22 protein-coding genes are annotated in these 21,481 nt (G+C 62.2%); 17 read left to right on the top strand and 5 right to left on the bottom strand.

Going from position 1 to position 21,481, the window contains the following annotated elements; translation table 11 throughout:
* Nucleotides 1-55 precede the first annotated feature (55 nt).
* From ABIE33_RS20250 to ABIE33_RS20275, 6 genes are read left to right on the top strand one after another with little or no spacing between them, the layout of a single operon-like run.
* The gene (locus ABIE33_RS20250; RefSeq protein ID WP_429128599.1) at nucleotides 56-1,000 is read left to right on the top strand and encodes an ABC transporter permease; all 945 of its coding nucleotides are present in this window, start codon (nucleotides 56-58) and stop codon (nucleotides 998-1,000) included.
* The gene (locus ABIE33_RS20255; RefSeq protein WP_429128602.1) at nucleotides 997-1,881 is read left to right on the top strand and encodes an ABC transporter permease; all 885 of its coding nucleotides are present in this window, start codon (nucleotides 997-999) and stop codon (nucleotides 1,879-1,881) included. Before ABIE33_RS20250 ends, ABIE33_RS20255 begins: the two co-directional genes overlap by 4 nt.
* A complete protein-coding gene (locus ABIE33_RS20260; RefSeq protein ID WP_429128605.1) occupies nucleotides 1,878-3,527 on the top strand; it encodes a dipeptide ABC transporter ATP-binding protein in 1,650 nt (549 codons plus the stop codon). The genes ABIE33_RS20255 and ABIE33_RS20260 overlap by 4 nt, the downstream gene beginning before the upstream one ends.
* Before the next feature lie 29 nt (nucleotides 3,528-3,556).
* Nucleotides 3,557-4,606 (top strand): putative FMN-dependent luciferase-like monooxygenase, encoded by a 1,050-nt coding sequence (locus ABIE33_RS20265; protein ID WP_429128608.1) that lies wholly within the window; start codon nucleotides 3,557-3,559, stop codon nucleotides 4,604-4,606.
* Nucleotides 4,607-4,662: 56 nt separating this feature from the next.
* The gene (locus tag ABIE33_RS20270; RefSeq protein ID WP_429128611.1) at nucleotides 4,663-5,280 is read left to right on the top strand and encodes a CMD domain protein; all 618 of its coding nucleotides are present in this window, start codon (nucleotides 4,663-4,665) and stop codon (nucleotides 5,278-5,280) included.
* A gap of 18 nt (nucleotides 5,281-5,298) precedes the next feature.
* Complete coding sequence (locus ABIE33_RS20275) at nucleotides 5,299-5,904, top strand: alkylhydroperoxidase domain protein (RefSeq protein ID WP_429128614.1); 606 nt, start codon at nucleotides 5,299-5,301, stop codon at nucleotides 5,902-5,904.
* Nucleotides 5,905-6,077: 173 nt separating this feature from the next.
* Here ABIE33_RS20275 and ABIE33_RS20280 read toward each other — a convergent pair whose 3' ends face one another.
* The gene (locus ABIE33_RS20280; protein ID WP_429128617.1) at nucleotides 6,078-6,488 is read right to left on the bottom strand and encodes a DUF983 domain-containing protein; all 411 of its coding nucleotides are present in this window, start codon (nucleotides 6,486-6,488) and stop codon (nucleotides 6,078-6,080) included.
* A 185-nt stretch (nucleotides 6,489-6,673) separates the two neighbouring features.
* On the bottom strand, nucleotides 6,674-8,071 hold the full coding sequence (locus ABIE33_RS20285) for a PLP-dependent aminotransferase family protein (RefSeq protein WP_429128619.1): 1,398 nt from the start codon (nucleotides 8,069-8,071) through the stop codon (nucleotides 6,674-6,676).
* 489 nt (nucleotides 8,072-8,560) lie between these two features.
* Between ABIE33_RS20285 and ABIE33_RS20290 the strand changes: the two genes are divergently transcribed.
* Nucleotides 8,561-9,349: a pentapeptide repeat-containing protein gene (locus ABIE33_RS20290; protein WP_429128622.1), complete on the top strand. Its 789-nt coding sequence runs from the start codon at nucleotides 8,561-8,563 to the stop codon at nucleotides 9,347-9,349.
* A gap of 12 nt (nucleotides 9,350-9,361) precedes the next feature.
* Here ABIE33_RS20290 and ABIE33_RS20295 read toward each other — a convergent pair whose 3' ends face one another.
* Nucleotides 9,362-9,937 (bottom strand): nucleoside 2-deoxyribosyltransferase, encoded by a 576-nt coding sequence (locus tag ABIE33_RS20295; protein ID WP_429128625.1) that lies wholly within the window; start codon nucleotides 9,935-9,937, stop codon nucleotides 9,362-9,364.
* A 212-nt stretch (nucleotides 9,938-10,149) separates the two neighbouring features.
* Here ABIE33_RS20295 and ABIE33_RS20300 point away from each other — a divergent pair, with 212 nt between their 5' ends.
* Nucleotides 10,150-10,569, top strand: coding sequence for an acyl-CoA thioesterase (locus ABIE33_RS20300; protein WP_429128628.1), 420 nt, complete (start codon nucleotides 10,150-10,152; stop codon nucleotides 10,567-10,569).
* 21 nt (nucleotides 10,570-10,590) lie between these two features.
* On the opposite strand, the gene ABIE33_RS20305 is transcribed toward ABIE33_RS20300, so the two are convergent.
* On the bottom strand, nucleotides 10,591-11,550 hold the full coding sequence (locus ABIE33_RS20305) for a LysR family transcriptional regulator (RefSeq protein WP_429128631.1): 960 nt from the start codon (nucleotides 11,548-11,550) through the stop codon (nucleotides 10,591-10,593).
* Nucleotides 11,551-11,691: 141 nt separating this feature from the next.
* Here ABIE33_RS20305 and ABIE33_RS20310 point away from each other — a divergent pair, with 141 nt between their 5' ends.
* The 9 genes from ABIE33_RS20310 (at nucleotide 11,692) to ABIE33_RS20350 (ending at nucleotide 20,243) form a co-directional block, all read left to right on the top strand.
* Nucleotides 11,692-12,474 (top strand): ABC transporter substrate-binding protein, encoded by a 783-nt coding sequence (locus tag ABIE33_RS20310; protein ID WP_429128633.1) that lies wholly within the window; start codon nucleotides 11,692-11,694, stop codon nucleotides 12,472-12,474.
* Nucleotides 12,475-12,552: 78 nt separating this feature from the next.
* The gene (locus ABIE33_RS20315; protein ID WP_429128636.1) at nucleotides 12,553-13,200 is read left to right on the top strand and encodes an amino acid ABC transporter permease; all 648 of its coding nucleotides are present in this window, start codon (nucleotides 12,553-12,555) and stop codon (nucleotides 13,198-13,200) included.
* A gap of 13 nt (nucleotides 13,201-13,213) precedes the next feature.
* Entirely contained in the window at nucleotides 13,214-13,873 is a 660-nt protein-coding gene (locus ABIE33_RS20320) for an amino acid ABC transporter permease (protein ID WP_429128639.1), read from the top strand.
* Entirely contained in the window at nucleotides 13,870-14,634 is a 765-nt protein-coding gene (locus tag ABIE33_RS20325) for an amino acid ABC transporter ATP-binding protein (RefSeq protein ID WP_429128642.1), read from the top strand. The genes ABIE33_RS20320 and ABIE33_RS20325 overlap by 4 nt, the downstream gene beginning before the upstream one ends.
* A gap of 8 nt (nucleotides 14,635-14,642) precedes the next feature.
* The gene (locus ABIE33_RS20330) at nucleotides 14,643-16,280 is read left to right on the top strand and encodes a N,N-dimethylformamidase beta subunit family domain-containing protein (RefSeq protein WP_429128645.1); all 1,638 of its coding nucleotides are present in this window, start codon (nucleotides 14,643-14,645) and stop codon (nucleotides 16,278-16,280) included.
* A gap of 12 nt (nucleotides 16,281-16,292) precedes the next feature.
* Complete coding sequence (locus tag ABIE33_RS20335) at nucleotides 16,293-17,660, top strand: aspartate aminotransferase family protein (RefSeq protein WP_429128648.1); 1,368 nt, start codon at nucleotides 16,293-16,295, stop codon at nucleotides 17,658-17,660.
* 10 nt (nucleotides 17,661-17,670) lie between these two features.
* Nucleotides 17,671-18,618 carry a 3-keto-5-aminohexanoate cleavage protein gene (locus ABIE33_RS20340; RefSeq protein WP_429128651.1) on the top strand — a complete coding sequence of 316 codons (948 nt, stop codon included), beginning with the start codon at nucleotides 17,671-17,673 and terminating at the stop codon, nucleotides 18,616-18,618.
* A 58-nt stretch (nucleotides 18,619-18,676) separates the two neighbouring features.
* The gene (locus ABIE33_RS20345) at nucleotides 18,677-19,189 is read left to right on the top strand and encodes an N-acetyltransferase family protein (RefSeq protein ID WP_429128654.1); all 513 of its coding nucleotides are present in this window, start codon (nucleotides 18,677-18,679) and stop codon (nucleotides 19,187-19,189) included.
* Nucleotides 19,190-19,211: 22 nt separating this feature from the next.
* The gene (locus ABIE33_RS20350) at nucleotides 19,212-20,243 is read left to right on the top strand and encodes a histone deacetylase family protein (protein WP_429128657.1); all 1,032 of its coding nucleotides are present in this window, start codon (nucleotides 19,212-19,214) and stop codon (nucleotides 20,241-20,243) included.
* A gap of 34 nt (nucleotides 20,244-20,277) precedes the next feature.
* Here ABIE33_RS20350 and ABIE33_RS20355 read toward each other — a convergent pair whose 3' ends face one another.
* Nucleotides 20,278-21,228 carry a LysR substrate-binding domain-containing protein gene (locus ABIE33_RS20355; protein ID WP_429128660.1) on the bottom strand — a complete coding sequence of 317 codons (951 nt, stop codon included), beginning with the start codon at nucleotides 21,226-21,228 and terminating at the stop codon, nucleotides 20,278-20,280.
* Between the last annotated feature and the right edge of the window lie 253 nt (nucleotides 21,229-21,481).

Consider the following 21,481-nt stretch of genomic DNA (forward strand, 5'->3'; position numbering starts at 1 on the left):
GGCCACGCGCACGGCTGGCCGGTTCTCGCAATGACACCAAGCAGAGGAACGGCGAATGTCCGGATATTTGCTCAATCGCCTGGGGCAGGCGTTGTTCGTCCTATGGGCGGCATTCACTATCTCCTTCGTGTTGCTTCAGGCGATGCCCGGTGACGCCATCCTGATCAAGTTCCAGAACCCGGAGCTCGGGCTCAACCCGCAGCAGATCGCCGATATTCGGGCGTCCTACGCGGCCGACAGTCCCATTTGGGTGCAGTATGTCCAGACAATCGGCAGGTTTCTGACCAGCAACTTCGGTTACTCGGTTCAGGCGGGCGTTCCGGTCAGCACGATGCTTGCGGCCCACCTGCCGGCGACGCTCAGACTTGCCTCCCTTGGTTTTCTCTTGGCCGCTGTTTTTGCCGTCGCCATCGCCTTCGTGTCGAGCCTTACGCCGTTTGCCTGGCTCCGTGGCGCGCTCCAGTCCGTGCCGTCGCTCTTCATCTCGATCCCGACCTTCTGGCTCGGCATCATGCTGATCCAGATCTTTTCCTTTCGCCTGAAACTCGTGCCGGTCATCAATCCCGGTCCTTGGCAGGAACTCATTTTGCCCGTCGTCACGCTGGCCGTACCGATTTCCGCGCCGCTCGCCCAGGTGCTGGTGCGCAACATCGATGACGTGCTGACACGACCCTTCGTGGCCGTGGCCCGTGCCAAGGGCGCCACCCGCCACTGGGTCCTGTGGCGGCACGTCGCCAAGAATGCACTCCTGCCGACGCTCACCATCGCAGGCGTGCTCTTTGGCGAGCTCATCGCCGGTGCGGTCGTCACAGAAACGGTCTTCGGCCTTAACGGTATCGGAGGACTGACGGAAAGGGCAGTAGGCAGCCAGGATGCTGCCGTGCTCCAGACGATCGTCGTGCTCTCGGCCTTAGCCTTCGTCATCATCAATCTCATCGTGGATCTGCTCTTTCCTGTGCTCGATCCGCGTCTTCGGACAAAAGCAGGAGCCACGGCATGACCACCTTCGATACGGTTCACGACGATGTCATTGCGCCACGGCGCGGACAGCGGACGCGCAGGCGGTTCTCGTTGCCTGGTCTCATCCGCCGGCTGCCGCCGGGTCTCGTTTTGTCCTGGTTGGTCCTCGGCATAGCCTTCCTCTGGGCGGTCGCGCCGTGGCTTTTCACCAACTACAATCCGCTGGAAGGGGTCGGCGGCGAACAGCTGCGTCGGCCGGACGCCAGCCATCTGCTCGGTACCGACGCGCTCGGGCGCGATCTCTACGCCCGCATCGTCTATGGAGCGGTCCATTCGCTGACCGGCGCCTTCGTCGCCGTTGCCCTTGGTCTGGTCATCGGGACCGGCCTCGGTGTCGTGGCAGGTTCGGTCCGGCGCCGGCTTGACGACGCAATCATGCGCCTTGTCGACCTTTTGCTGTCAATACCGCCCCTCTTGCTGTCGCTCAGCATCATCATTCTGCTTGGCTTCGGCACGGTCAATGCTGCCATTGCCGTTGGTGTTACCTCGATTGCCGGTTTTGCCCGGTTGGCGCGCTCGGAAGTGGTTCGTGTCCGGCGCAGCGATTATGTCGAGGCGGCTTTCGGCAGTGGGGGCACTTTCGTGGCCGTCCTTTGGCGGCATGTCCTGCCGAACTCGCTGACGTCGGTCTTCGCTGTCGCCGCGTTGCAGTTCGGGTCGGCGGTGCTGCAGATCTCGACGCTTGGGTTTCTGGGCTATGGCGCGCCGCCGCCGACACCCGAATGGGGCTTGCTGATTGCTGAGGGCCGAAACTACATCTCGACGGCCTGGTGGCTGACGACCGCACCCGGTGTCGTCGTCGTTCTCGTGGTTCTGGCCGCGAATCGCGTCAGCCAAATCTTCGGCAAGGTGGCGGTATGAGCACGTCAACCACCGCGTATCCGCCGGTGCTCGAGGTGGAGAACCTGTCGATCGCCTACCACGACGGCGTTGCTCATCGCCGTGTCGTGCACGATGTTTCTTTCCGGATCGAGCCCGGCGAGGTGGTCGCGCTGGTCGGCGAATCTGGTTCCGGTAAGACGACGACAGCGCAATCGATCATCGGTCTTCTTCAGGCCAACGGCCGCATTGATGGCGGCAGTATCAAGCTCAACGGCACGGACATTTCGCGTTGGTCGGATCGACAACTCGATGCGGTGCGGGGTGCCAAGATCAGCCTGGTGCCGCAGGATCCGGCAAGCTCGCTCAACCCAGTAAAGACGATCGGAGCTCAGGTTGGCGAAATTCTTCTAATCCATGGCGCCGCCAGTGGCCGTGATCTGGACGCGCAGGTGATTTCGCTTCTGGAGCGCGTCGGGCTGAGCGAGCCTGTGCTCAGGGCGCGGCAGTATCCGCATGAGCTTTCCGGTGGCATGCGCCAACGCGTTTTAATCGCGATTGCGGTTGCGCTGAAGCCGCAACTCATCATCGCCGACGAGCCGACGAGCGCGCTCGATGTGACGGTGCAGAAACGCATTCTCGATCTGATCGACGAATTGCGCACCGAATACGGCACATCAGTGCTGCTCGTGACCCATGACCTCGGGGTCGCCGCCGACCGAGCCGACCGGCTTGTCGTCCTGCAGGGCGGCCGGGTTCAAGAAGTCGGAGCAACCAAAGTTGTGCTTGCTGCCCCGCGAAGCGCCTACACACGGCAACTGATTGCCGACGCGCCGTCGTTCTCCGCCGTTGCGCGCAAGGCCCCCGCAGTCGCGCGTGAAAAGCCTCCGGTTACCAGCAGTGATGTCGTTATCGTCGACGGTCTTGTGCAGGACTTCGTGCGGTCCGACGGCGATGGCAAATCCTTTCGTGCGGTCGACGGGCTCAGTTTTCGGGTCCGTCGCGGCACGACCCATGCCATCGTCGGTGAATCCGGTTCCGGCAAGACCACGACCATTCGCGCGATTGTCGGATTTCAGAAGCCAACTGCGGGTCGCATCGAGATCGATGGTATCGATCTTTCGTCGCTTCGCGGCGAAACGCTGCGCCAGTTCAGGCGCAAGATCCAGCTGGTCTATCAGAACCCCTACGGCTCGCTCGATCCGCGCCAGACGGTGTTCGACATCGTTGCCGAGCCCCTTCTGAACTTCGGCAAGCTCGTCCGGCGCGCACGCGAGGAAAAGGTCCGGGCAATCCTCAGTCGCGTCGGTCTGCCGGAAGCGGCGCTTGGCCGCCGTCCCCATACGCTTTCGGGCGGCCAGCGACAACGCGTGGCAATCGCCCGTGCACTCGTTCTCGACCCTGATGTCGTCGTTCTCGACGAGGCGGTCTCGGCCCTCGACGTGACTGTGCAGGCCCGCATCCTCGATCTTCTCGACGAACTCCAGCGCGATCTCCGGCTGACCTACCTGTTCGTATCTCATGACCTCGCAGTCGTTCGGCAGATCTCGGACACGGTGTCCGTGCTGAAGGACGGTCGTCTCGTCGATGGAGGAGCCGTCGAGGACGTCTTCGAACGGCCGGGCAGCGACTACACCCGCGAACTCATCAATGCCATCCCCGGACAAAAACGAGCAGCCCTCGTCTGATGACGCAGGAACGAATGACAGGACAGAAAATGACGAATACGACGCCACGCAAGCGACTGGGTTTCTTCACGCGTCTCCTCGACGACGTGCCCGCCGGCGCGCGCTACCACTACGCGGCCGAGCAGATCGCCACTGCGGAGCGTTTTGGCTTCGATACCGCCTGGGTCGCCCAGCACCACTTCCATGCCGACGAAGGCGGTTTGCCGGCGCCGCTCGTCTTCCTGGCACACGTTGCCGCGCAGACGTCGCGGATCAGGCTCGGCACTGGCGTCATCACCTTGCCGCTCGAAAATCCCGTCCGCGTTGCCGAAGATGCGGCCGTGCTCGACCTTCTCTCCTGCGGGCGTGTGGAAATCGGCTTCGGCACCGGCGGTACACCGTCATCTTTCACCGCGTTTGGTCTCGAGAGCGCGGAGCGCGGAGATATCTTCGCCCGGCATTTGCGTATCGTGCTCGATGCATGGGCCGGACGCAGCCTTGCAGGCGGGGACCAGCTTTATCCGACGGCGGCGCAATTGCTCGACCGGATCTGGCAGGCCACATTCTCTGTCGCCGGCGGGCAGAGGGCAGGGCGCGCCGGCGACGGCCTCATGCTGTCGCGCACCCAGCCACGGACCGTCGAACGCCCGGATGCGTCGCTCGCCGAACTGCAGAACCCAATCATCGACGCCTATCTCGCGGCATTGCCGGCAGGCCGCGCGCCTCGAATTCTGGGTTCGCGTAGCCTGTTCGTGGCAGACAGCCGCGCCGAGGCGTTGCGCTTGGCCGAAATCGGCTTGCGCCGCGGCGCGGAGCGGTTGATTGCGGCCGGCCACAAGCCGGCCGGTAACTCCCTCGCCGATTTGATCGTCGCCTTCGACGTCCATGTCGGCACGCCCGACGACGTCATCGAAAGCCTGCATGCGGATACGACGCTCGATCGCGTCACCGACCTGGTCTTCCAGGTTCACTCCATCGATCCGCCACACCCGCTGATCCTGCGCTCGATAGAGCTGATCGCGACAAAGGTCGCACCGGCGCTCGGATGGGCGCCTGAGGAGAAATTCGCCCCCCGCCGCCTCGGAGCCGTCGGTTGGTGACGCCGCCCACCGCAGCGGGACATGGAGCGCCGCTAAACTGAAGGAAGGAGACTACTGTGACCACATCGACACCCGATATCATCGACCTGTTGGCCGGCATCAAGCCGGGCTCATCGCTTGACCGCATCCGCACCCAGCGGCCGGAAACGCGCGAGCAGGCGCAGAAGACCTACCTGGCACTCTTTGCACCCGAAAACTTCGGTGACGTCTCCCAGGCCGAACGTCAGGCAATCGCCAGCTTCGTCGCCGGACTGCACAAGCAACCGGATATTTTTGAGTTTTACGTCAGCCCCTTAGAGGAAAGCGAAGCGAACCGCTGGTTGGTCGAGGTGCTGAAGGCCGAGATCGGTGTAGCCCAGGCCGTTGGGCCCTATGGGCGATATCCGGCCGGCCCCTTGAGTGGCGAGGACGCATCCGGCCCGATCTATCAGGTCTCGGGTGCCGGGCATGAAGCACTCGGCGCAAAACTTGCCGCAGCGCTGGAGCATGCACATCTGCTTGTCTTCCATCTGCGCGACGCGAGCCCGAGGGCGCTTCAGGCGCTCATCGATGCCGGCTGGACGACGAACGGGATCGTGACGCTGTCGCAGCTTGTCGCATTCGTCGCGTTTCAGATCCGGGTGATCGCCGGCCTTGGGCTGCTTGCGGCCTCCGCCAGACGCGCTGCGGCCTGAGCCTAGAAGGAGTTTGTCATGACTGACCACATCATCACGCCCACGATCGAAAATCGCCCGGTCGGGTTCACGCAGGCCGAGATCGGCTGGACACCGTGGCTTGAGCCGCTTGCCGAGGATGACCTGGAGGAGGCACATCTTGTCGGCCTCGTGGAGGCGTCACGGGCCAAGTCGCCCTACTTTCGTCTGCTCGTTCGCGATCCCGCGGTTCTCGAAGCCCGGACGAAGACGGACAAGGATATCTTCTACAATACCCGCACGGGCCTGCCGCGGGCCGAGCGCGAGCTTGCAGCGACTGCCGCGTCACGATCGAACGGCTGTATTTTCTGCGCCTCCGTCCATTCGCGTTTCGCGACGCATCATTCCAAGCGCGGCGACGATGTGCAGAAGTTGCTGGATGAAGGCGTGGATGCCGATCTCGGCGAACGCTGGAACGCAATCGTTTCAGCGTCGGTCGCGCTGACGGCGACGCCACCCACATTCGGCGACGATCATATCGAACGCCTGTCTGCGGCCGGCCTCGACGAACTCGAGATCGCCGACGTGATCCACGGCGCTGCCTTCTTCAACTGGGCCAACCGCCTGATGCTCTCGCTCGGCGAGCCGACGCCGGCAGTACAATGATCTGAGATGACGGGGCGGGGCCAGGCACGGTGCGGCCATACCGTATCGATCCGCGTCATTGAAGGCCAACCGAACAAGGCGCAAGCAATGCTCGCGCCTTGTTGATATCCGTTACCGGTACCGAGCCATGACTGGTCGCATCTGACGTTCAACGCCAGTCTGCCAAGGAAAGCCTATTGAGTCGGGGCGAGCGGTGGCTCGGCCTGTCTGCGCACGAGCTTTCCTTCCTCAGCCTTGTAGAAGAACTGGCTTGAGACCAACCACCCCTTGAGTGGCCGAAGCGGTGGAATGCACGTCAGCAACATGAACGGGCCGGTGACCAGAAGGTGCATCCACAGAGGCGCGCTGTATTGCACTTCCAGCCATACGCCGAGCAGCACGCTCGGCACGCAGCCGAAGCAAATCACGAAGAAGGCGGGGCCATCGGCCGGATCGGCGAAGGAGTAGTCGAGATCGCAGACCTCGCACTTCTTGCGCATATTGAGGAAGCCTTCGAACAGATGTCCCTGGCCGCAACGCGGACAACGACCGCGCAAGCCGGTTTGCATCGGAGGTATGGGAGGCCAGTCGTGATCCGAAGACATATGCGTTCCTTTCAGGCGTCTGCGGCGCAGCCTTCCCGGCACGCCAGCTGATATGCCTGGGTGCGGTCAACGAATGTTCCGTGCCGCCTCAGGCCTGCAGGGATTAAGCGCCAAAAACCATACATTGTCAATTTATTGTATGCATACATTGCTGCGACAATTTCGCCGCCGGCAATCGGAATGGCTCACACAACGAGGCTTGATGCGGTAGGGGATTGCTCTAGCAGGTCCGCAATCGTCATCAGGCTACGCTGCAACTCCTCGTGCGTACGCGCCGCACCAAGGCCAAGGCGCACCGCCTCTGGCGCCGGGCCCAGCGCAAAGGCATCGCTGGCAACGACGCTTATGCCCGATGCCCTCAGTCGGCCGGAAAAATCGCCGCGTGTCCACGGCGCAGGCAGGTGTAGCCACAGGTGGAAGCCTTCCTGATCCGTCTGGATGAAATCCTTTGGCAGCAATCGGCTGACCATCGCCTGCCGGATCGTCACTTCGCGGCGGATGGCGAAAAGGACTTCGCTTGCCGTGCCATCCTCGATCCAACGCGTTGCGACCGCGGCGTTGAAGGGGGGCGCCATGCCGCTCGTGGCGCGGATCGCGCCCTCGATGCGCACGCAGCTTTGGCGATCTGGAACGACGAGATAGCCAATCCGCAGCGCTGGCGACAGGCATTTGGCGAGACCTGCGATGTGATAAACAAGGTCAGGCGCAAGTGCTGCTAATGGCGTCGGTACTGCGACTGGAATCGCCCCATAGGCGTCGTCTTCGATGATGGCCACACCATGGGATCGGGCAATGGCGACGATCGCCTTGCGGCGCTCGAGCGGCAGCGTCGATGTGGTCGGATTGTGGAGCGTGGGGTTGCAATAAAGTGCCTTTAACTTTCTGCTTTTGAAAATCACTTCAAGCTGTTCTGGTATAATACCATTTTCGTCAATTGGAACGCCGACGAGATCAATGCCGAGATGCGCCGTGAGCGCCCGAAGGCCGGGATAGGCCATGGCCTCCGACGCGATCGCCTCGCCGGGCTTCGCAAGGCAGCTGATCGTGGCCAGCAGGGCGCTTTGGGCGCCTGCGCAGATCAGTACGCGCTCGGCGGGAATTTCTCCGAGGCGGGGTTGCAGCCAGCTGGCCCCGACCGCGCGATTGTGAAGCGCGCCGCCGGGCGCCTGATATCGCATCAACAGATCGAGTCCGTGTTCGACCTGCAGGCTGCTGATGTCGCTCCACAGCCGCATCGTCAGCGCGGCGTCATCGAAAAGTGGCGGCAGGTTCATGCTCATGTCGACAAGACCATCGGCTGCTGGCTGCAATCCCTTCATCCTTCGCGCCTTGACATAGGTGCCCTGACCGACGCGCCCCTCCACCAATCCCCGGTGTCGCGCCTCGTTGTAGGCCCGGCTCACCGTGGTGAAGTCGATGCCCAATGCACGGGCGAGTGCGCGCTGGGGCGGCAGCCGCGTGCCTTCGGATAGGCGACCTTCGGCGATATCGGCGGCGATGGCGTCGGCAATGGCGATGTAGAGCGGTCCGTTTGCTTTCCGGATAGCCGGCAGCCAGATCGTCATCGATGCGTCCGTAGTCATGGCACTACCTCAAGATAACATTGTATGGATATTGCATGCTTAGTGTTCATAAGGCAAGCTTCAGTGTCTCGTTCTCGGTTGCACACCGCTGCCTGCTCCTAGCCTTGGCAGTGTTTGTCGACGTCGGCGTACAGGAAGCCTCCAGAAAATCAGGCGTGCATTGTTGGCGAATCGCGAGGACCCGTTGGATTGCGCTCCTAGGCGTGGCGGCCCTGACCTGGTTTAGCGCAAACGCGGCCCGACGCGCTGTCTTCGAGCGCGGTCAACGGCCGACAACGACGCGTTCATGGCACCACCAACGAGACGTCCGCCACCTTTGCATGCGGGCAGATCTTGTTTGCCCTATCGCGCGGCTGTCATTTGCGCGAAGGGCAACAATGTCATACGCTTAAGCAGTGATGCGCGCTTCGTGTGGTTGTTTCGCCGACGAAGCCCGCCAACGAGAAATGCAACAGAACCGGTCCACCCCAAGGGCCGTGGAGCAGCGCCATGCATATCCCAAAGCAGAAGCACATTCGTTCGTTTGCCGCAACCGGGGAGGTTGGGTTTAGCGACACAATCGGGATCAAACGCGCCATTCGCGCCTGTGGCAAACGGTCGGCCATCGGCCTGTCTGCATTTCTTGTGACGCTGACGCTCTCGAACCTCGCCTATGCGGCAAACTGCAAGGGTCCATCGGCGCCGGGCGCTGACTGGAGCGATTGCAACAAGAAGCAGCTGATGCTTGGCGGCATCGATCTCGAGGGCGGCAACCTGGTCAATACCGACTTTACCCTGACGGATCTGAGAGGCGCCAATCTCACGGCGGCAAACCTGGAGAAGGCGACGCTGGTGCGCTCGTCCTTGGCCGGCGCTAGGGCCGATAAGGCGAATTTCGCCAAGGTCGAGGCCTACCGAACCAGTTTCGCCGGCATCTCGGCCGAAGGCGCTTCCTTCAATAGTTCCGAACTGCAGCGAACGAATTTCACGGGAGCGAAGTTGACGGGCGCCGACTTCGAGAAGGCGGAGCTCGGACGCGCCAACTTCGACAAGGCGGTGATCACGGGCACGCGTTTCCCGATGGCCAATTTGTCGCGCGCCACATTCAGCGGCTCAAGCTTCGAGGGCCCGATCGACTTCACCGATGCGTTCATGTTCCTGACGCGCATCGAAGGGGTGGATCTGTCGGCAGCAACCGGGCTCGAGCAGGAGCAGGTCAACCTGACATGCGGCGACAGCGCGACCAAACTGCCGGCCGGGCTGTCCGTTCCGGCCGATTGGCCTTGCCCGGTCGACTGAACAGAATCGATCTCAACTGAGATGTTGCTTGGCGGCAATCGCCAGGCATTGTTTGAATGCCTCAAGGTCGGTCAGCCGGTCGGCTTCGACCACCTCGCGCTTTACGAAAGTCCCGCCGCGCGCCAGGATGCCGCCATCGAGCATCAGATTGTCAGCCATATCGAAATCCTCGATGCTCAACCCGTCCGGCCCAGCCATGCGTCCGTCCGGGCGCACGGCTGCCTCACCGCCGTAATGGCCGTGGAGGATACGGTCGTAATAGCTGCGCGAGGTGTTGGTGTAGGCATAGACATGACGGCCACGGCCGCACATGAAGCCAAGCTCGAAAACCGTGCCGACGTCGGCGCTGATGCCGCGAAACGGCGTGAGATTGGCGATGATCATGTCGCTGGCCAACATCATGCCTTCATCCACACCGTAGATGGCAACGCCACGGGCATGCTTGGTTTCTGCCGGCGGAATTTCCAGGTCGCCTGGAACGAGCGGCGTAAAACCGGCCGCACGGGCCAGCTCGGCCTTCTGCGCCTGGATCTCCACGGCATTGCTCAGGAACACCTCAGGTCCGGCCAAATATACTTTCACGATCATGCCTCCTTGCAGATTTCCCGGGCCAGCCTAGGGAGGTCGCATGCATGCGCCTAGTGGACGTGTTCGGCCGACCGCCGCTTACCCACTGATATTTCGATATCTATCTGAGCTGACCATAGGTGCGTCGATCAGGGCACGGATGGACACGCGGCTTCGTCTTCCGCTATCTGTCGGCCGATTCGTCCAGTCATAATCGTTTGCGAGGTCCAGCGATGCCGAGCCAGCCTTTGACCACCTATATCGGTGTTGCCCATCCGTGGATGTGCGACACGATGGGGCACATGAACGTCCGCCACTACGCGGCGATGTTCGATGATGCCAGCTTTCAGCTGCTTGGGCATATAGCCGGGCGTGACGCTGAAAGCGAACCGGGCAGGGGCTGGGCAGACGTGCGGTCGGAAGTGGAATACAAGCACGAAACGAAGGCCGGCGCGCTGATCACCATCCGCTCGCGGGTCGTCAAGCTCGGCCGTTCGTCGGTGACCTTCGAACAAGTCATGTCGGGGACGCTTGATGACGTCGTTCATGCTGTCAACCGAACGGTCACCGTTCGCTTCGATCTTCTGGCGCGCACGGCAATGGCTCTGGAGCCGGCCGCCCGCGCCCGCGCCGAGGCACTGCTTCAAGCGTGATCTGTTCCTAGCCGCGCGCCGTCAGTCCGCATAGATCCGTTCGTCGACCGGGGTTTCGGCGATCAATGATTGCAGCCCGGCGATCAAAGCCTTTTCGGCGCGGTTCATCGCCTTGTCGGGATTTGTGAGCATGAAGATGTCGATGGCAGGCGGCGCCTCATAAGGGGGCAGCCGCCAGAGCGCACCATCCGCTACATCACGTCGCGCCACGTGCAGCGGCAAAGGGCCGACGCCAAGGCCAGCTATGATCATGCGGCGCACCTCTTCGAGGCTGGAAGAGACACCAACGACGTTGGCATTGAGTTTGGCCTCGCTGCGCAGAAGCGCAACCGGACGCAAAGCGTCGGCGATATGGTCGGTATGGAACGACACCGAGGTCTCGCCCTTGAGATCGGTGAGTTTCAGCCCTTGCCTGCCGAACAGCCGATGGTGCGGTCCGCAGAAAAAGCCGAAGAACTCGCGAAAGACCAGGAGGTAGTCCAGCGCCGGGTCGCGGACGCTGACGAGGCAGAGGCCGAAGGAGGCTCGCTTCTCCCGCACCTGGCGTGTGACTTCGCCGCTTGCGGCCACCGAGATGTTGAGCGTCGCGCGCGGATAGTTGCGATGAAACTCCATCAGCGCCCGGTCGAAGATCGGTGACACCACATGGCTGGCGACGGCGATCGTCACGTGCCCCGTCACGTCGTCGCTGACCCCGCGCACCAGTTGCGGCAGTTGCGATATCGTCCCGAAGACCTCGACCGCCTGCTCGTAGAGAAGCTGGCCGACTTCGGTGAGCTCGAAGCGCGTCGCATCCCGCTCGACCAGCCGCCGCCCTACCCGGTCCTCCAGCCGCTTCAGGGCATTGCTGACACTCGGTTGCTTCAGGTTCAGCCGTTCGGCCGCGCGCGTGATGCTCTTGACCTCCGCGATCACCACGAAGGTGCGCAGAAGGTTCCAGTCGAGTTCCCAGACGAGCCGTTCGGATCGGGGTGTAACCATTCCTGAAATCTATGCCTTCTATTCCCATTATCTATTTGCGCAATGCTGACGTAAAGGCAATCATGAAATTCGGAAGGCGCCTCGATGCCCGTCCCAAGCGCACGAGAAGGCGCATTCGTCCAGAGGAGCAAGGAACATTTCATGAAGACCATTTTCTCCGGCCTGTTGGCCGCTACGCTCACCATTGCCGCAACCTTCTCCGCCGTTTCGGCGCGCGCCGACGACCTTGAAGCCGTGAAGTCTGCGGGCGAATTGAAGATCGCGATGAGCGGACAGTATCCGCCCTTCAACTTCGTCAACGAACAGAACCAGGTCGTCGGCTTCGACGCCTCGATCGGCCAGGCGATCGCCGAACGGGTCGGCGTCAAGGGCACCCTGGTGACGACGGCATGGGACGGCATCATTGCGGGCCTGCTCGCCAACAAATACGACACGGTCGTCGGCTCCATGACCATCACCCCCGAGCGCGAGAAGGTCGTCGATTTCGTCGGGCCGTACTATCACGCCGGCCGCGCTGTGTTCGTCGCCGAGGGCTCCGCCGTTCAGAAGCTCGACGAACTCAAGGGCAAGACGCTGGGCGTCACGCTCGGCGAAACGCACGAGAAATGGGCCCGCGAACAGGGCGGTTGGGACGTGCGCACCTACAAGGGGCTGCCCGAGCTGATGATGGAACTGAAGAGCGGACGCGTCGATGCGATCGTCGTCGATAACATTCCCGTCATGGTTGCCGTCAAGGAAACCGGCGAGAAGGTCCGTCGCCTCGAAACGCCTGACATCGAGGGCGGCAGCGTCGCCATCGGCATCGCCATTCGCAAGAACAATCCGGAGTTGAAAGCTGCGATGCAGAAGGCGCTCGAGGATATGCTGGCGGACGGCTCCTACGAGAAGATCGCCACGGAGTGGGTCGGCAGCGACATTCGCTGATCCCTCTTCCTCTTCGTCTCCGGCCGCCCGTTGACGGTCACGGCTGGAGACCGTCGCATCCTCCCCCGGAGTTTTCCAATGGATTTTTCGCTGGTGCAGCGCGTCTTCCCGTTCTTCGTGGAAGCGGCGTGGATCACGATCGAGATATCGGTGCTTTCGCTAGCGCTCGGGCTTATCGTCGCCTTTCTCTTGGCGGCGGCAAAGATGTCGCGCTCTCTGCCTTTGCGCGCCTTTGGTTCCGCCTATGTCAGCCTGTTTCGCGGCACGCCGTGCCTAATCCAGCTTTTCGTTCTCTATTTCGGCGGGCCGCAGATCGGCATCAATCTCGAACCGTTCGCCGCCGGCGTGATCGGGCTCGGCCTCAACATCGGCGCCTATATGGCTGAAGCCATTCGCGGCGCGATCCTGTCGGTTGACCGCGGCCAGACCGAGGCTGCACGGTCGATCGGCTTCAGCCGGTTTCAGACCATGCGCAAGGTGGTGCTGCCGCAGGCCGCACGGTTGATGATCCGCCCGCTCGGCGTCAATACCGTAGCGCTGGTGAAGGGATCGGCGCTGGTATCGACGATCTCGGTCGTCGAGCTCACCTACACTGCCCAGCGTTATATCGGCTCCACCTACAAGCCGTTCGAGATCTTCGGCGTTGCCGCCGTGCTCTACATGCTCATCGTCTATGTCGTCGCGCGGATCGTCGATCTGCTTGACCGACGCTACGCCATAGCCTGAGGGAGAGGCACGCATGCAAGGTCTCGATTTCAGCGTCGTTCCGCCCTATGCCGATATCCTCTGGATGGGGGTCTGGTGGACTGTCGTCCTTACCGTCTCGGCGGCCGCGATCAGCTTCGTCTTCGGCGTGGTTTTTGCGCTCGTCGTCCTCTATGCGCCGAAGGCTGTCGCTTTGCCGGTGCGCGCCTTCATGTGGCTCTTCATGGGCACGCCGCTGCTTTTGCAACTGTTCCTGATCTACTACGGGCTTGGGCAACTGGGGTTCAAAATCCCGGCCCTTGTCGCCGGTATCATCGGGCTTGGCCTGCATTTTGCCGTCTACAACGCCGACATTCTGCGCGCCGGTATCGTGGCGGTGGATGTCGGGCAAACGGAAGGTGCGCGCAGCCTCGGTTTTGGCCGTTTCCAGACCCTGCGCTACTTCATCGTGCCGCAGGCTGTGCGCAACACCATTCCGGCGATCGGCAACAACCTGATCGTGCTTTTGAAGGAGTCCTCGCTGGTGTCGATCATCGGCATTGCCGAATTGGTCCATGCCGCGCAGCTCGCGATCAGCGAAACCTTCCGGCCGTTCGAATTCTACATCACGGTCGCAGCACTTTATTACATCCTAAACCTCGTGCTCGAAGCGGGTCTGCGCCGGGTCGAACAGAACGTGGAGGTATCACGATGATCGCCCAGCGACCCATGGTCGAAGTCAAGGGTGCCCGCAAGGCCTATGGCGAACTTCAAGTCCTGAAGGGCATTGACCTGTCGGTTGCCCGTGGCCAGATCGTTGCCATCATCGGCCCCAGCGGCTCCGGCAAGAGCACGCTTCTGCGCTCGATCAATCATCTCGAAACGCTGAACGGCGGCGAGGTCTGGCTTGATGGCGTTCAGGTCAACCAGAGCCTGCGCGGCCAGGCCTTCGAGCGCCACATCAATGGGGTGCGCCAGCAGATGGGCATGGTTTTCCAACACTTCAATCTGTTCCCGCACCTGACGGTGATCGAAAACGTGACGATGGGGCCGATCATCCTGAAGGGCATGGCGAAGGCTACGGCACGCGAACTGGCGGTTGAGCTTCTTTCGAAGGTCGGGCTGGCGGAGAAGGTCGATGCCTATCCCTCGCGGCTTTCCGGCGGCCAGAAGCAGCGCGTCGCCATCGCCCGGGCGCTCGCCATGCAGCCGAAGGTCATGCTCTTTGACGAGGCGACCTCGGCGCTCGACCCCGAATTGGTTGACGAGGTCAATGCGGTGATGAAGCAGCTCGCCGCCGAGCACATGACGATGCTGATCGTCACGCACGAAATGCGCTTTGCCGGCGAAGTCGCTGACCGCGTGCTGTTCATGGATGGCGGCGTCGTTGTCGAACAGGGCGCGCCAAGCGAAATCTTCCGCGAGCCGAAACAGGAGCGCACACGGGCTTTCCTTAAGAAGTATCTTGCGGCGTGATGGATGCGATGAAGACAAGCAGCAATCAGTTTCCCGATTTCGGGCTGACGCCCAAGCAGCGCCGCGAAGCTGTGCTCGGCCACCACTACGAATACCCCGGAATGGATGGGGAGCGCGGCGAGATCTGGTGCTACACCGACGCCTATGCCTACCGGCCGGGTGCGACCGTTCGACTTCAGGTGAGTTCGACCGCAGCTCTGTTCGAACTGGAGATCGTGCGCGACGGCGCCGTCGAGACACCTGTCATGAAACGGCAGGGCATCGCGGCCCGCTGGCAGCATACGCCTGATCAATGCTCCGTGGTCGGCTGCGGCTGGGAGACGACACTTGAATTCCAGGTGGACGAGAGCTGGCCCTCCGGTGCCTACCGACTCACCCTGACGGCCGAGGGCCGCGATGGTGCGCCCATTCGCTGTCATCATCTCTTCATCCTCCGCCCCGAGGTCGGCCGCAAGCCGGGCCGCGTGCTGCAGGTGGCGGCGACGGGATCATGGACGTCCTACAACACCTGGGGCGGATCGAACCACTATCAGGGCATCACCGGTCCCAACCGCGACCAGTATGCAACGACTGTCAGCATCGAGCGACCGTTCTGCCGCGGCTTTGTCCGGCTGCCAGTCGATGCGCCGCGGGTGCCGCTCGAGATCTACTCGCCGATGGCGGTCGCCCCTCGTTACCCGCATATGGAATGGGCCTATGCCAACGGCTATTCCAAGAAGTATGCCTCTTCCGGCTGGGCGAGCTACGACAGCCATTTCTTCCGCTGGGCCGAACGCGAAGGCTATGCCGTCGATCTCGCCAGCCAGCATGAGCTGCATTTCAACCCGGAAATCCTCGACGGATACGATTGCGTCGTTTTCGTCGGCCACGACGAGTACTGGACCTGGGAGATGCGCGACGCGGTCGACGGTTACGTCGAGCGCGGCGGCCATGCCGCCCGCTTTGCCGGCAATTTCATGTGGCAGACGCGCCTGGAGAACGGCGGCAAGCGGCAGGTCTGCTACAAATATCGCTCGCGCGCCGAGGATCCGGCCTATCGTTCCGCCGATCCGACACGCACGTCCGGTTCCTGGGAGGCGGCGGAGATCGGCCGTCCCGGTGCTTCGACCTTCGGGCTCAATGCCACGCGCGGGCTTTATGTCGGCTGGGGCGGTTGCGCCCCGCGCGGCGCCCGCGGCTTTCCGGTCTATCGTCCGGAGCACTGGGCTTTTGCCGGAACCGGTATTTACTACGGCGACATCCTCGGAGCCGAAGGTCACGCCTTCGGCTATGAGGTCGACGGCCTCGACTACATCATCCGCGGCGGCCTGCCGGAACCTACGGAAGACAGCGGTGCTCCAGAAGGACTTGAAATCCTGGCGCTCGGCATGTCGTCGCTGAAGGAAGAAAGCGCCGACATTCCCGCCGATGATCAGTTTCTCTCCGATGCCGATGCGAAGTTCGTCGCAGAAACCCTGATCGGCGATACTGGAGAGTCGGCTGTCGACCGCGTCAAGCGCGGCTGCGGCATGATCGTCAATTTTCCGCGCGGCAAGGGCGAGGTGTTCCACGCCGGCAGCTGCGAATGGGTGGCAGCCCTGAAGCGCGGCGACGCGATGGTCGAACGCGTCACCGCCAATGTTCTTAACCGTTACCTCAAACGCTGACAGAGACCGGATATGCTCAAGACGACAGCTTCCAACGAACGGCCCGCTTCACATCTGTTCTACCAGTCGCGTCTTCGCCGGCCGCTGGTCGACCGGGCTGAGGGCATCTATCTCTGGGACCAGGATGGCCGTCGGGTGATCGACGGCTCGAGCGGTGCGATGGTGGTCAATATCGGCCACGGAAATCGCAATGTGCTCGAGGCGATGAAGCGGCAGATGGATCGCGTGACCTTTGCCTACCGTCTTCACTTCGAAAACGAACCCGCGGAAGAATTGGCCCGCCGCGCCGCCGAAAAGCTGCCCGAAGGCATGGACAGGATCTTCTTTGTCTCCGGCGGGTCCGAAGCGGTCGAATCCTGCCTGAAGCTGGCCCGCCAATGGGCGGTTGCGACCGGCCAGAAGGGACGCTGGAAGGTCATTTCCCGTTTTCCCTCCTACCACGGCGGCACGCTCGGGGCGCTGGCCGTCACGGGCTACGCGGCTCTCTCCGATCCGTTCTCGCCGATGATGCGTGAAATGCCGAAGGTGCCGGCGCCGACCGCCTATCTCGATCGCGACAATCTTTCGATGGAGCAGCGCGGCATCAAATATGCCGACATGCTGGAAGACAGGATCCAATCCGAAGGCCCTGACAGCGTACTCGCTTTCATCATGGAGCCGATCGGCGGCGCATCGACCGGTGCCCTGGTCGCGCCCGACAGCTACTATAGGCGCATTCGCGAAATCTGCGACAAATACGGCATCCTCTTGATCCATGACGAGGTCATGAGCGGAGCCGGTCGCACCGGAAAATTCCTTGGCGGCGACCATTGGGACTGCAAGCCGGATCTGATCGCACTGTCGAAGGGCTTTGCCTCGGGTTACTGCCCGCTCGGCGCGATGGCTGCGCCGTCGAGGCTGGTTCAGCCTGTGCTCGACGCCGGCGGTTTCCAGCATGGCTTCACCTATGCCGGCAATCCGCTTGCCTGCGCTGCCGGCCTTGCTGTTCTCGACGAGATCGATCGGCTCGGCCTCATCGACAATGCCGCCGTCATGGGCGACGCCCTCAAGGCCGAACTGGTCGCGCTTTCTGAGCGGTTCCCGTTCATCGGTGACGTCAGGGGCAAGGGGCTGCTGCTTGCCGCCGAGTTCGTCTCGGATCCTGAGACGATGAAGCCGCTGCCGAAGGAATTGAATGCGCACCAGCGGATCGTCGATCTCGCCTATGCGCGCGGGCTGATCATCTATTCCAGGCGCACCCGCGGCGGCGTCGAGGGCGATCATTTCCTGGTCTGCCCGCCGATGATCATCACCAGGGAGCAGATCGGCGAGATCGTCGCCATCCTCGGCGACGTGCTCGAGCAGCTTGCCGCCGAGCTTAACCTTCCCGTCAACCGCTGAGATCGACATCATGACGAAAACCAAGACGTCGCGCAGGAAGGTTATCATCACCTGCGCGGTAACGGGCTCGGTACACACGCCGACCATGTCGCCTTACCTGCCGATCACGCCGGACCAAATTGCCTCCGAGGCGATTGCTGCGGCCGAGGCTGGCGCTTCGATCCTGCATCTCCACGCGCGAAACCCGACCGATGGGCGCCCTTCGGCCGACCCTTCGCTGTTCATGCAGTTTCTGCCGCGCATCAAGCAATCGACCGACGCGGTCGTGAACATCTCGACCGGCGGCTCGTCGTTGATGGCGCTCGAAGATCGTCTCGCGGCATCGTTGCGGGCCGAGCCGGAGATGTGCTCGCTCAACATGGGATCGATGAACTTCGCCCTGTTTCCGGCGCTGGACAAGCCGGCCGAATGGAAACACGAATGGGAGCCGGAGCTGCTTGAGGCGACGCGCAGCTCGATCTTCAAGAACACCTTTGCCGACATGGAGTTCATTCTCACCCGTCTCGGACAGGGATGCGGGACACGCTTCGAGTTCGAATGCTACGATGTCGGCCACCTCTACTCGCTGGCGCATTTCCGCGACCGCGGTCTGGTCTCCGGCCATCTGTTCATCCAGTTTGTCTTTGGAATTCTCGGCGGCATCGGTGCCGATCCGGAGAACCTAACGCACATGAAGCGGATCGCCGACAAGCTCTTCGGCGACGACTATTCGTTCTCGGTGCTTGCCGCCGGCCGGCACCAGATGCCAATGATCACCATGGCAGCAGCCATGGGCGGAAATGTGCGGGTGGGGCTGGAAGACAGCCTCTACAATGGCCGCGGGCAACTTGCGACCAGCAATGCCGAACAGGTGAAGCGTATTCGCACCGTGCTCGACGCCTTGTCGCTGGAGGTTGCCACCCCTAAGGAAGCGCGTGATCTTCTTGGCCTCAAAGGCGGAGATCAGGTGGCATTCTGACGCCGCGGGCTCGGGCGAGGTCGCTTGCGGTCTTCCGTCAGCATCGAAGGGGACGACCATGACAACAACGCAGAGCACAGCCGCGCATATCTGCATTCGTGCGGGTGAAATTGGGGACGCAGACGCGATACATGGCGCGATCCGGGCCATGGGGCGCGGGCTCGATATGACCGAGAAAGTCACCTGCACGGCCGATGACTACCGTCGGTTCGGTTTCGGCCCCGATGCCGCCTTCGGCAGTTTGATTGCCGAGGTGGGTAGAGATTTTGCCGGCCTTTGCCTGTTCTTCCCGATCTTTTCGACCTGGCGCGGACGACCCGGCGTCTTCGTCCAGGACCTGTATGTCGACGATCGCGTCCGTGGCCTTGGTATCGGCGAGCGCCTGCTGCGCGAGGTGGCCGCGTGGTCGAAGGCGCGGGGCGGGGACTACCTGCGCCTGGAAGTCGACGTGGAGAACCTGCCGGCGCAGCGCCTTTACGAGCGGCTCGGCATTGCCTGGCAGACGAAAGATCGCGCTCATGCCGCCTATGGAGAGGCCTTCGTGGCTCTCGCCGAGGGACTGAAAGTTTAAAGACGCAGGAGTTGGAGAAAGCATGAAAGCCTTCTACGCACAGGAACAGAAGCGACACGATCCGAAAGCTTTCCTTTCGAGCGGTGCGCCGCAGCCGAACCCCGAGCAGCCCGAACGGGTCGAGCGGCTGTTGATCGGTGCTCGCGACGCCGGGTGCACCATCCTACGCCCGCGCGATCAGGGGCTCGGCCCGATTGCCGCCGTGCACACGCCCGAGTATCTAGACTTCCTCGAGCATATCTACACGCGCTGGCAGCGGATCGCTGAAGCTTCGGAAGAGGTAATCCCGAACATTCACCCGCTGGCCCGCGATGGGCGATACCCGGCTTCCGCAGTAGGGCAGGCCGGATATCACATGGCGGATACGGCATGTCCGATCTCCGGAGAAACCTGGGAGAGCGTGCGCTGGAGCGCCTGGAGCGCGGTCGATGCAGCAGACGCCGTGATGGCTGGCGATCGCGCCGCCTATGCACTCTGCCGCCCGCCCGGACATCACGCCTTTGCTGATGTTGCCGGGGGCTTCTGCTTTCTTAACAATTCCGCCGTTGCGGCACAGCGCTTTCTGTCTGACGCGGCGCGTGTGGTGATCCTCGACATCGACTTGCATCACGGCAACGGCACGCAGGGTATCTTCTATCGTCGCTCCGATGTACTGACGGTCTCGATCCATGCGGATCCCGTGCGCTTCTATCCCTTCTTCTGGGGCCACGCCGACGAGCGCGGCGAGGGGGCGGGCCTTGGCTACAATCTCAACCTGCCGCTTGAGCGCAAGTCCGGTGACGCCGAATTCCTCGCAGCCCTCGAAGTCTCCTTCCACCGCATCCGCGCCTACGCGCCGGACGCGCTTGTGGTGGCACTCGGCCTCGATGCGTTCGAGGGCGATCCCTTCGGTGGCCTGTCGGTCTCGACATCAGGCTTCGCAAGGATCGGCGCGGCGATCGCCGGCCTGGGCTTGCCGACAACCATCGTTCAGGAAGGCGGCTATCTCTGTGATGCGCTGTCCGACAATCTGACGTCTTTCCTGACAGGCTTCGGAGCGACCGCCAAGCTCTGAGGCTGCCGTTACGTCAACGAACGGAAGTTATGATCTATTGTGTCAGAGACGACGCAGAGATTATTGTTTTTGTTGTTTCTTTCTGAATAGATGACGGCATTCTGAACGTGTCGCCAACCTCGGGCAACAGGCGGCTTGCCTCATCGAGGAAGCTGCGGATCAGCGGCAGATGACGGCGCTCCGCCAAGCAGATCGCGTATTCGTCGATGATCTCTCTCGCGTCGTCGATCGGCACGAAAGAGAGCCTGGCGTCGTGGCCAAATTCGAGATCGGCAACGACGCCGCAGCCAACGCCATTGGCGATTGCTTCGCGCACACCTTCGCGCGACGAAATTTCGACGATCTGATGGATCGAGATGGAATGATCGGCGAGGTTCTTCTCGAAGATTTCGCGGGTGCGCGAGCCGCGCTCGCGCATGACGAATGAGAGGCCTTCGAGTTCCTGCATGGTGACGCCGTCGCGCGCCGCCAGCGGATGGGATGCCGGCACGCACAGGCCGAGGCGCATGCTCAGAAAACGCACGCCATGCAGGCGCGGGTCGTCGGGGATCTGCGCGGTGATCGCAACATCGGCGCGATAGTCGATGATCTGGTCGATCACGCGGGCGGAGTTGTCGACGGCAAGGGAGAAGGTCAGTTTTGGCCGATCGATCTTCAATCGCGAAAGGATCGGAAGCGCCAGGATGGGGCCATCGGCGGCAACACGCAGATGACCGCCAGTCGTTCCGGCCTCGCCGCGCAGGAAAGCGGTGGCTTCCTTCTCCGCCTGGAACAGGCGCGAGGTGATTTCGAACAGGCGCTCGCCATGGGCGCTGAGGCTGACGCCGCGCGCCTTTCGATCAAGCAGGTTCTGCCCGCAGACCGCCTCCAGTTCCCGAACATGCTGGGACAATGTGGACTGGCTGATCGCCATGTCGCGGGCTGCCTGGGAGAAGCCACCGGACTGGGCGACGATGTGAAATGCTTTCAATTGAGTGATCGACATTGCTTCCAGTTCTGTTGCCCGCGGGCACGGCCTGTTGGATCCACGCGCGTATCATTGTTGGAAAAGCTGACAGGCACATGACACCGGCGGTTACCATACCGATCGCCCCCTCAGACGGTGGATAAAACCGATGGCAGCCATCGGAAAACGCTATGGCCGTTTTACGCTTTGTTAAGCAACTGTCATCTGCGCGGTAAGCGTGGCGGCTAACGGTGACGCACGGCCAAGCGCCGATCCCGTTCACCTTTAGAGA

This window comes from Ensifer sp. 4252 (assembly GCF_050434565.1).
Lineage (GTDB): Bacteria > Pseudomonadota > Alphaproteobacteria > Rhizobiales > Rhizobiaceae > Ensifer.

Excerpts from the sequence above, each read along its gene's own strand:
- ABIE33_RS20250 (WP_429128599.1), top strand. The coding sequence starts at position 56 with ATGTCCGGATATTTGCTCAATCGCCTGGGGCAGGCGTTGTTCGTCCTA.
- ABIE33_RS20255 (WP_429128602.1), top strand. The coding sequence starts at position 997 with ATGACCACCTTCGATACGGTTCACGACGATGTCATTGCGCCACGGCGC.
- ABIE33_RS20260 (WP_429128605.1), top strand. The coding sequence starts at position 1,878 with ATGAGCACGTCAACCACCGCGTATCCGCCGGTGCTCGAGGTGGAGAAC.
- ABIE33_RS20265 (WP_429128608.1), top strand. The coding sequence starts at position 3,557 with ATGACGAATACGACGCCACGCAAGCGACTGGGTTTCTTCACGCGTCTC.
- ABIE33_RS20275 (WP_429128614.1), top strand. The coding sequence starts at position 5,299 with ATGACTGACCACATCATCACGCCCACGATCGAAAATCGCCCGGTCGGG.
- ABIE33_RS20280 (WP_429128617.1), bottom strand. The coding sequence starts at position 6,488 with ATGTCTTCGGATCACGACTGGCCTCCCATACCTCCGATGCAAACCGGC.
- ABIE33_RS20285 (WP_429128619.1), bottom strand. The coding sequence starts at position 8,071 with ATGACTACGGACGCATCGATGACGATCTGGCTGCCGGCTATCCGGAAA.
- ABIE33_RS20290 (WP_429128622.1), top strand. The coding sequence starts at position 8,561 with ATGCATATCCCAAAGCAGAAGCACATTCGTTCGTTTGCCGCAACCGGG.
- ABIE33_RS20295 (WP_429128625.1), bottom strand. The coding sequence starts at position 9,937 with ATGATCGTGAAAGTATATTTGGCCGGACCTGAGGTGTTCCTGAGCAAT.
- ABIE33_RS20300 (WP_429128628.1), top strand. The coding sequence starts at position 10,150 with ATGCCGAGCCAGCCTTTGACCACCTATATCGGTGTTGCCCATCCGTGG.
- ABIE33_RS20305 (WP_429128631.1), bottom strand. The coding sequence starts at position 11,550 with ATGGTTACACCCCGATCCGAACGGCTCGTCTGGGAACTCGACTGGAAC.
- ABIE33_RS20310 (WP_429128633.1), top strand. The coding sequence starts at position 11,692 with ATGAAGACCATTTTCTCCGGCCTGTTGGCCGCTACGCTCACCATTGCC.
- ABIE33_RS20315 (WP_429128636.1), top strand. The coding sequence starts at position 12,553 with ATGGATTTTTCGCTGGTGCAGCGCGTCTTCCCGTTCTTCGTGGAAGCG.
- ABIE33_RS20320 (WP_429128639.1), top strand. The coding sequence starts at position 13,214 with ATGCAAGGTCTCGATTTCAGCGTCGTTCCGCCCTATGCCGATATCCTC.
- ABIE33_RS20325 (WP_429128642.1), top strand. The coding sequence starts at position 13,870 with ATGATCGCCCAGCGACCCATGGTCGAAGTCAAGGGTGCCCGCAAGGCC.
- ABIE33_RS20330 (WP_429128645.1), top strand. The coding sequence starts at position 14,643 with ATGAAGACAAGCAGCAATCAGTTTCCCGATTTCGGGCTGACGCCCAAG.
- ABIE33_RS20335 (WP_429128648.1), top strand. The coding sequence starts at position 16,293 with ATGCTCAAGACGACAGCTTCCAACGAACGGCCCGCTTCACATCTGTTC.
- ABIE33_RS20340 (WP_429128651.1), top strand. The coding sequence starts at position 17,671 with ATGACGAAAACCAAGACGTCGCGCAGGAAGGTTATCATCACCTGCGCG.
- ABIE33_RS20345 (WP_429128654.1), top strand. The coding sequence starts at position 18,677 with ATGACAACAACGCAGAGCACAGCCGCGCATATCTGCATTCGTGCGGGT.
- ABIE33_RS20350 (WP_429128657.1), top strand. The coding sequence starts at position 19,212 with ATGAAAGCCTTCTACGCACAGGAACAGAAGCGACACGATCCGAAAGCT.
- ABIE33_RS20355 (WP_429128660.1), bottom strand. The coding sequence starts at position 21,228 with ATGTCGATCACTCAATTGAAAGCATTTCACATCGTCGCCCAGTCCGGT.